The 8368-nt window shown below is 68.5% G+C and carries 10 protein-coding genes and 3 pseudogenes; 8 read left to right on the top strand and 5 right to left on the bottom strand.

The genetic code is table 11. From position 1 onward, the window contains the following. Positions 1 to 264 precede the first annotated feature (264 nt). Together ACIRPU_RS42935 and ACIRPU_RS42930 are read left to right on the top strand one after the other, a co-directional pair. Positions 265 to 561: a hypothetical protein gene (locus ACIRPU_RS42935; RefSeq protein ID WP_403878252.1), complete on the top strand. Its 297-nt coding sequence runs from the start codon at positions 265 to 267 to the stop codon at positions 559 to 561. Between the two features lie 15 nt (positions 562 to 576). Beyond that, positions 577 to 732: pseudogene (locus ACIRPU_RS42930) on the top strand (site-specific integrase); the annotation flags it as partial. A 50-nt stretch (positions 733 to 782) separates the two neighbouring features. Here the strand turns inward: ACIRPU_RS42930 and ACIRPU_RS42925 are convergent. The 3 genes from ACIRPU_RS42925 to ACIRPU_RS42915 all read right to left on the bottom strand — a co-directional run bounded on the left by ACIRPU_RS42925 (position 783) and on the right by ACIRPU_RS42915 (position 2842). Then, positions 783 to 1163, bottom strand: coding sequence for a hypothetical protein (locus ACIRPU_RS42925; protein WP_403878249.1), 381 nt, complete (start codon positions 1161 to 1163; stop codon positions 783 to 785). A 117-nt stretch (positions 1164 to 1280) separates the two neighbouring features. Next, on the bottom strand, positions 1281 to 2261 hold the full coding sequence (locus tag ACIRPU_RS42920) for an NADPH:quinone reductase (protein WP_403878247.1): 981 nt from the start codon (positions 2259 to 2261) through the stop codon (positions 1281 to 1283). Positions 2262 to 2281: 20 nt separating this feature from the next. Continuing rightward, a complete protein-coding gene (locus tag ACIRPU_RS42915) occupies positions 2282 to 2842 on the bottom strand; it encodes a PadR family transcriptional regulator (protein ID WP_403878244.1) in 561 nt (186 codons plus the stop codon). A 91-nt stretch (positions 2843 to 2933) separates the two neighbouring features. Here ACIRPU_RS42915 and ACIRPU_RS42910 point away from each other — a divergent pair, with 91 nt between their 5' ends. From ACIRPU_RS42910 to ACIRPU_RS42885, 6 genes and pseudogenes are all read left to right on the top strand, one after another. Next, on the top strand, positions 2934 to 3353 hold the full coding sequence (locus ACIRPU_RS42910) for an ester cyclase (protein WP_403878241.1): 420 nt from the start codon (positions 2934 to 2936) through the stop codon (positions 3351 to 3353). 104 nt (positions 3354 to 3457) lie between these two features. Further along, positions 3458 to 3634, top strand: a pseudogene (locus ACIRPU_RS42905) (Ku protein); the annotation flags it as partial. Positions 3635 to 3720: 86 nt separating this feature from the next. Continuing rightward, positions 3721 to 3921, top strand: coding sequence for a hypothetical protein (locus tag ACIRPU_RS42900; RefSeq protein ID WP_403878258.1), 201 nt, complete (start codon positions 3721 to 3723; stop codon positions 3919 to 3921). 9 nt (positions 3922 to 3930) lie between these two features. Then, positions 3931 to 4494, top strand: coding sequence for a hypothetical protein (locus ACIRPU_RS42895; protein WP_403878238.1), 564 nt, complete (start codon positions 3931 to 3933; stop codon positions 4492 to 4494). 344 nt (positions 4495 to 4838) lie between these two features. Then, positions 4839 to 5558, top strand: a complete 720-nt coding sequence (locus ACIRPU_RS42890; protein ID WP_403878235.1) for a DUF6082 family protein — start codon at positions 4839 to 4841, stop codon at positions 5556 to 5558. A 32-nt stretch (positions 5559 to 5590) separates the two neighbouring features. Beyond that, positions 5591 to 6025: pseudogene (locus ACIRPU_RS42885) on the top strand (transposase family protein); the annotation flags it as partial. A gap of 237 nt (positions 6026 to 6262) precedes the next feature. On the opposite strand, the gene ACIRPU_RS42880 reads toward ACIRPU_RS42885, so the two are convergent. After that, a complete protein-coding gene (locus tag ACIRPU_RS42880; protein WP_403878233.1) occupies positions 6263 to 6679 on the bottom strand; it encodes a hypothetical protein in 417 nt (138 codons plus the stop codon). A 618-nt stretch (positions 6680 to 7297) separates the two neighbouring features. Further along, on the bottom strand, positions 7298 to 8275 hold the full coding sequence (locus ACIRPU_RS42875) for a GlxA family transcriptional regulator (RefSeq protein WP_403878232.1): 978 nt from the start codon (positions 8273 to 8275) through the stop codon (positions 7298 to 7300). Positions 8276 to 8368: the final 93 nt, after the last annotated feature.

Raw genomic sequence — 8368 nt, 5'->3', positions numbered from 1 at the left:
GTCGTCCAGCCGCTTCCGGCCCCGCAGGGACACCGGCAGCAGCGGTCCGACGAACTCCCACTCGGCATCGGACAGTTCATGGCGACGTATCACCCCACCATGATCCACCACTCAAGATCTTTTGAAGACACGGCCTAGCGGCAGAGCTCAGCAGCGTCGACCTTCACCCGCGCCAAAAGGCCAGGCTCCACCTGGGTCTACGACGATTGCGGGCGACGCCGGGATCTGGCCCAGCGGGAGCGCCGGGCCTTCTGGGGATGAGCCATGGTCGAGTTCCTGCAGCACACCGGAGCCCGGATCGAGGAGATGCTGGAGGCCAGTCATCACAGCCTGATCCAGTACCGGCTGCCCACGACGGGCGAGGTCGTGCCCCTGCTGCAGATTGCGCCCTCGAAGACCGATCAGGAGCGCGTCCTGCTGGTCAGCCCCGAATTCGCCGACGTCTTGAGCACCATCATCACCCGCGTCCGGGACCCGCGGACCGGCGCCGTCCCGCAGGTCGCCGCCTATGACCACAACGAACGCGTGTGGAATCCGCCCATGCCGCTGCTGTTCCAGTAGGACCGCAGCGGCGAGATCTCCGCCCTGAACGGCGAGTTCCTCCGCAGACGCCTCAACGACGTCCTCGACGCCACCGGCCTGACCGACGCCGACGGCTGCCCCCTGGACTTGGACCCGCACGACGTCCGGCACGTCTTCATCACCGACGCCATCCACAGCGGACTGCCGCCCCACATCGCGCAAGTCATCGCTGGGCACGCCGACATCAACACCACCATGGGCTACAACGCGATCTGCCCGGCCGAAGCCATCGAGGCCCACCGCGCGTTCATCGCCCGCCGCCGCTTCCTGCGCCCCAGCCGGGCGCCCGCACCCCCACCGCAGAGGAGTGGGATGCCTTCCTCAGCCACTTCGAGCGCCGCAAGCTCTCCATCGGCATCTGCGCTCGCGCGTTCGGTGCCTCGTGCATCCACGAACACGCCTGCCTCCGCTGCTCGATGCTCCGTCCCGAGCCCGACCAGCGCGGCCGCCTGGTCGAGATCCGCGACAACCTCCTGGCCCGCATCATCGAGGCCGAACGCGAGAGCCGGCTGGGCGAGCTGGAAGGGCTCGAGGTCAGTCTTGCCGGAGCCCAGGACAAGCTCGCTCAGCTGGATGCCCAACAAGTTCGCCGAAACACCGTCGTGGAGCTAGGCATCCCTACCTTCCACGACATCGCCGGCCGGAACGGCACCCTGCCCCCGCGCGGCCCGAGTGATCAGCCCTCGTGCCTGCACAGTTCAGTTGGGAACCGTCACCAGGACGCGACCTCGGCCGCCCGTATCAACACGGTCTTGGGCTTGGGCGATCTTCTCCAGCGGGTACACGTCGCCGATGGCGACGGTGAGCATGCCGACCGCCGCTGCGGCGGTGAGGTCGCGGGCCGCCTGCCGTTTCGCCGTTTCGGCGAAGTCGTCGCTGCCGAGCATGCGCAGCGTGACGTTGTTGAACAGCATGGGCCAGAAGGGAAGTCGGGGCCGGTCGTCCCGGGTGGCGTAGGCGGCGATCACCGCGCCGTTCGCCGCGACGAGGTGGTCCAGGTCCGCATTATCGGACAGGGCCACCTCGACGATTCGGTGCACGCCGTCGGGAGCGTTCGTGCGGATCGCGGCGGCGGGGTCGTCCTCGTCGAGCGCCACGGTGTGGGAGACGACGGCGGGGTCGACGCGGTTCAGGTCGCTGCCATGGCGCACGGTCCCGATCACCGTCGCGCCGCCCCACCGGGCGAGCTGCGCGGCCAGGGAGCCGACGCCGCCGAGCACACCATGCACGAGCACGAGTTGTCCGTCGACGGGGCCGTCGCTGAACACGGTGCGGTGGGCGGTGATTCCAGGGATGCCCAGGCCGGCGCCGAGTTCGTCGCTGAGGTGGTCGGGGAGCGGGACGGCCAGATCCGCAGGCACGACGGTGTACTGGGCTGCGGTGCCGAAGGGGCGGTAGGACTGGGCGCCGTACACCCATACCCGCTGCCCCACGCGGTGGGCGCCGACTCCGTCGCCCACCGCGTCGATGACTCCGGCGGCATCGCTGTGCGGGATCACCCGCGGGTAGGGCATCGAGGAGCCGAGCCAGCCGCGCCGCTTCTTGGTGTCGCCGGGGTTGACGCCCGAAACGGTGACGCGGACGCGGACCTCGCCGGGGCCGGCGGTGGGGTCGGGCAGTTCGCCGACGCGCAGGACATCGGCGGCAGGGCCCTGTTCGTCGTACCAGGATGCAAGCATGGACATACCTCCAGGGCCGGTCAGCTCGCGGGTTCGTCGAGCGGAAGGGGAGTGCTCTCGGTGGGCTCGTCACCGTCCAGAACAGCGTGTAGCCAGGCGCGTTCGGCGCTGCTGATGGCACGGGCGGTGAGCAGCATGCCGCGCCGGTAGGGGTCGGCCACCTCCTCGGCCCGCAACGGCTTGTCACCGTCGTAGAAGAAGCTCGCTGGCTCCTCCAGGAACTCAAGCCGTCTGCGCAGCACCGCGTGCTGTTCGGACACCTCGGGCAGGTGCGAGAGGAACGCCAGAACAGTGAAGAAGCGGGTGAAGTCGGTGATCTCATGGTCGGCCGGCTCGCGCAGCCGCTTCAGCAGTTCGGTGCGCCCGGCGCCGGTCAGGCTCAGCACGTACCGCGCTGGGCCCGCCCCCGGGTCGGCGCGCCGCTCCAGCAGGCCCGCCTTGGTCAGACGGTTGATCGCCGGATACAGACTGCCGTCGCTGACCGGCCGCGTGTACCCAGTCAGCTGCGAAACCCGCCGGCGCAGCTCGTGCCCGGGCAGAGCACCGCCGGCCAGGAAGCCCAGTATCGCTAATTCCAGCATGCCCTCACTATCTCACAATCACATCGAAACGATGTACACATCGAATCGATGTTACCTTGAGTCGGAATACCACCGTCGCGAGGAGAAAAACATGCCGCTTGAAGCCGTGAAGTCCGTGATGAACCGCTTCGTCGAGTTCATCAACACAGCCAATGAGGATCTTGGCCGCGAGGTCATCTCTCCCGACGCGGTGTTTCACGCACCGAGTCATCCGGAGCCGCTTCGAGGTCCCGAGGGCTACATGGAGGTCATCGGCATGATGCGCAGTGGATTCCCGGACGTGCAGTGGACCCTGGAGGAGATGATCGGCGAAGGCGACACGGTGGCTGCACGGTTCACGATGCGCGGCACGCACGACGGTGAGTTCTTCGGCATCCCCGCAAGCGGCAACAAGGTCTCGGTACAGGCCATGAACTTCTACTACCTGGCCGACGGCCGGATTGTCGGCGAACGAGGACAGCCCGACCTCCTTGGAGTCATGCAGCAGATCGGTGCCGTACCGGCACCATGATGCAGGCAAGGAGCGCATACGTTCGATGCGGGAGGAGGGCAGTCGCCCACCCAGATCCCACATACACCTCAGCTGCTAGTTCAGAGAAGGTCACGGGTGCCGGCAAACTGCTCCGCGAGGCGCTGGCGCGCTCGCCGAAGGTGGCCATCGCCAATTACGCGTGGCCCGGGCGTGAACGGCTCGGCATGCTCCGGGTCCGCGGCGACGCCATCGTCCTGCACGCGATGCACTGGCCCGACGCGATCCGCGACCCTGCCGAACTCCTCCCGGAGCCCGTCCAAGGACGTAGCCGATGGCGGCCGTGCGCTGTCGCCGCCCAGGACGGTGAAGTTGGCGGTGATGCCGGTCGGCCATCGTCCTTCGAGACATGGCCGCCGGCACTGCCACGGACGTCGCGATCACCCACGGCACGTACTGGGCCACCTACGGCACCCAGGTGCTGACCCAGGCGCGAGACGTCGACAGAAACCGTGTGCTGTGGCTGTACGGCGGCGACGTACCGGCCGACGGCAGCCCCGTCGCCGTGGCCTGCCGACTCCCCCACGGCTCCCGGCGGGTTCTCCGGTAGCGTCCGCCCATGATCGCCCTCGATGCGCTTATCCGTCTCTGCCAGCCGCCGGTCAATCCGCCACCCGCAGTGGACTGGACGCATGCCGAGCTGGCCCTCGGTACGGCGCTGCCCGCCGACTACAAACAGCTCGTCGAGACATACGGCGACGGCATCTTCGACGAGACGATCTGGCTGCTTGTACCGGACTCCGCCTACGACGACTGCAACCTGCACGCGCAGACGGCGGAACGGGACGAGATCCTGACCGACTTGTGGGAGTTCGAGGACAAGCCGGCTGGCCTACAGGAGGCGGGAGCGAAGGTCCTGCCGTGGGCATTCGAGGAGGGCACAGGGGCGTTCCTGTACTGGCTCGCGCGGCCCGGTCAGCACCCCGACGAGTGGACCGTGCTCTACAACGAGGGGCGCGGCCCCCTGTGGGAGCACCACGACATGGGGTGCCTGGCCTTCCTGCTGGCGGTGCTCACCGGAACGACGAAAACGGAGTACTTCGGCCACCTCTACGAAGTGCTGAAGCCGACGGAGCACCGCTTCGCGACGGCCGACCGGACCCTTGGGACGACGGGGCAATGACGCCGCCCACCGTTCTCGACCACCTGACTCGCCGCTGACACACCAAACTGAGCGCCGTACCTGGCCAGACCGGCCAGGTACGGCGCTCAGTCACAGCTCGGTCTCACCAACACCGGCGCAGCGCCGTCAGTAGGGCCGACCTGCCTCGGTGGTCGGCCCCGCTGCGGTCCGCTCGCTTTCGTCACCGGCGCTTGGAAAGAGCGGGCGGACACGGCGCCCTGGGCCCTGACGGCTGCACGTAGGCTGCCCCTGGCTCGGCCTAGTCACTGGGACAGGCTCGCCTGGGGGTGATTTACCTGATAGCTCGTCATCGGTCCGTAGCTGCAGGATCAGTGGCTCGCCGGGTGGGCAGAGTTCTGGGGCTGGTCGCCGCTGCGGCGGCCGTGCTGACGGCGCTGCTGTTGTCGCCTTTCGTGCTGGAGGACATCTCCGGTTCCAAGGGGGTGGACTGGAACAGGTTGAGTCAGGTCGGCGCGGCGTATGGCTTCACGTCGGCGATCGTCTCGGCCTTCGCCTTGGTCGGCGTCGCCGCTTCGCTGGTTGTTCAGAATCGCCAGGCCAGGGCGGAGCAGGTCCAGGGGATCCGCAGTTACTACCTTGAACTAGTCCGCCTGGAACTTGATGACATGGCTCTCTACCAGCCTGTTTGGGGCACCACGGACATTGCCGATCCCCATGAGCGCAAGCGGCATGTCTACGCCGATCTGATGATGAACTACGCGTGGATGGGCTTCGAAATCGGAACCATTCGCGAGCCTCTCCTGCGGGACATGCTGGCCGGGATGTTCACCGGAGAGGCTGGGCGGTACTACTGGAGCAGGGCCCAGATCTCGTGGACCGCCAGATCGTCCGGGAGCCGCATCGGTCGCCGGTTCCTGGCCATCGTGGGCGAGGAGCACGCTCGTGCTGTCGCTGCCGGACCACCAACACCGTCGGCCGCCGCACCTCGTCCACCTGACGTGCCCGTCGCCGGAGCAGCGCCCGCATGGCGGACGTCGGTCGGCGCCCTGATCGGTCTGGGCGCCGGTTTGGCGCTGGGATCGCTCCTTCGCAGCCGGCGCTGAAGGCTGTCGGCTACGGGTTGGATGATCAGGGCGTGACTGGTGTGATCACGGCGTCGGTGCCGACCTGGATAGCGTCCTTCACCGGGCTGAGCTCGCGCTGCTTCGGCAGGTTGGTTGCCTCGGTGCGACGCGAGCAGACCTCGGATCAGCAGCGCGGCCGGCCCTGGAGCCTGCCGCTGGAGGACCGAGTCCTGCTGGTCACGGCGTACTGGCGCACGAACTTGACGATGCGACAGCTGGCCCTGCTGTTCGGGATCTCCAAGTCGGCCGCTGACCGGATCATCGACCCCATCGGTCCGTTGCCGGCACTCCGGCAGCGGCAGCAGTTCCGCAAGGACACCGTGCTCATCGTGGACGGCACCCTGGTGCCCACCCGCGACCACTCGGTGGCCGAGCAGTCGAAGACCTACCGCTATTCCACTGCCCACCAGGTCGTCATCGTTGGTCTGCCAGTACGCGGCGACCAAGAGCACCCGGTCTTCCAGCGGCAGTGGCCAGGGACGCCCTCGGCGAGTCCGATCGGCGCCTTCTCGGCGCAGCAGCGTGACCAGCTTTCGAAAGTCGCGCGAGCGCAGCCCAGCGAACGGGGGTATCCAGGACGGTTCCGCTGCCGTGATCACTCCAGCCACAGCGGGATCTTCTCAGGGCGAACCACGCCCTGACCGCTCACATGGCCGGTGCGCCATGCCGCGTCGACGCGACGCTCAGGTCGTGTCGCGCTTCGCGGCCGACGGCGAGGGGGGTTGCTCGTCGCGGCTCTCCGAGGTGAAGGCGTCGCGGCGAGCGAGGGTCACCGAGAGAGGCAGGCCCAGCCGCTCGGCTGCGCGGCGCCGGACACGCACCTGAGCTTGGGTACGGGGTCGGAAGGAGGGGAGCCGCGAGCAGCCGCAGCCAGGGCGGTGATCGTAGGTCAGCCCCTCCGCGAGCACGGTCGCAACGACTGACCATGCTTTCGTGTCGCGTCGCCGGGGCGCGGCGAAGTCGTAGCCGGCGAAGACGAGCTGTTCACGACAGCCAGGACAGATGCGCTTCCGGATCGGCCACGTGCTGCCTTTGAAGGAGAGCCGGCACGCGATGCACACGTAGTGTCGGAAGGCGCCGTTGAACGCGTGATAGCACATGGCCTGACAGGGTACGCATCGTCCGCGTGCGGGCCCAACCGGATTCCTGGTGCCCCGATGGGATCGGCGGCCGCCGCCGGCCATCCAGGCGCGTTGTTCCGACTCGCTCTGGTCGCGCTCCGCTCCGGTAAGGACTGGAAGGACAACGCCTGGTTTCTCGTCGCCGAAGCCGCTCGGCACGGGCACGGTGACGCACAGCGGCCCAGGTGAGGTGTTCCTCTACAAAGGCACGAGCGCGGGAACGCTGTCGGCGCGGCCGTCGCCCGTGATGTCGCCGGGCGAGGTCAGTACGTTGTCCTGGTTCCAGCCCGTGCAGAGGGAGGTGTGCGGGGTGGGAGCCGCTGCTGGCGAAGTCGCGCCGCACGGCGGAGCCGGTGGACACGGTCACCGCGCGGGACAGAGTCAGCGGCGGACCGGAGCCGTCGGCGGGCGCAGCGTTGAGCGTGAAGGTGTACGTGCCATTGGGTACGAGCGCGCCCGCCGTGTCACGGAGGTTCCATCGCGCAGTGAGCGTGCCGTCCACCTCGCCGCCGGTGTACGTACGGACCACCCGGCCCGTTGTGACTGAATTGATCGGTGGTACTCCAGGATCCGTCCACCTGACCCACCACCCGTCGTTCAGGCTGGGGCGGTCGTGGTCGCTGGGCAGAAGGTGCGGCGGTATGCCTGAGGGGTGACGCCGATAGCGGCGTGGAGGTGCTGGCGCAGGGAGACGCCGGTGCCGAACCCGGCGCGGTGGGCGACGAGGTCGACGGGCCAGTCGGTGGTCTCCAGGTAGTGGCGTGCCAGGTCGACGCGCTGGTGGATCAGCCACTGTCCGGGGGTGGTGCCGGTCTCGTCGCGGAAGCGGCGGGTGAAGGTGCGCACGCTCATGTTCGCGTGAGCGGCCAGGTCAGCCAGGGTGAGGGATTCGGTGAGGCGCTCCATGGCCCATGCCTGGGTCGGGGCGGTTCCAAGGGTTGTCCGGTCGGGGACGGGGCGCTGGATGTACTGGGCCTGCCCGCCGTCTCTCCACGGCGGCACCACGCAGGAACGGGCAACGTCGTTGGCGATCTGGCTGCCGTGGTCGCGGCGGACGAGGTGCAGGCACAGGTCGATCCCGGCGGCGACGCCGGCGGAGGTGAGGATGTCGCCGTCGTCGACGAACAGCACGTCGGGGTCGATGCGAGTGGTGGTGAACATCCGCTGCAGGCGATCTGCTTCGCGCCAGTGCGTGGTGGCGGGACGGTGGTCGAGGAGTCCAGCGGCGGCCAGGACGTACGTAGCGGTGCAGATGCCCACGATCCGGGTGCCGGGGCGGATGGTGGCCAGGGCGTCGCGCAGTGCGGCGGGCAGGCGGCCCTCCTCGCGGATGGGGCCGAGGGTGTGGGAGGGCGGGATGACGACGGTGTCGACGTCTGCCAGTAGGGAGGCGTCATGGGTGACGGTGAGGCCGTAGTCGGCTTCGGCCCGTACCGGGCCGCCGTCGAGGCTGCACGTGGTCACGGTGTAGAGCCGGTTGCCCGCCGTGTCGCGGGCGGCGCCGAAGATGCGGGCGGGGATGCCGAGCTCGAAGGGGACGACGCCGTCCAGTGCCAGAACGCCAACGTGGTGCATGGCCAGATGTTTTCAGGCGATGACCAGCACGCCACTACTGGGGGCCCTCGGAGCCCGGCAGTCTGAGGACGCGCCGGAGAGAGCCGGCGCGAA

Origin of the sequence: Streptomyces sp. NPDC102259, assembly GCF_044766465.1 — a bacterium.
Taxonomy (GTDB): Bacteria; Actinomycetota; Actinomycetes; order Streptomycetales; family Streptomycetaceae; genus Streptomyces.
This window is presented reverse-complemented; position numbering and strand designations above follow the sequence as displayed.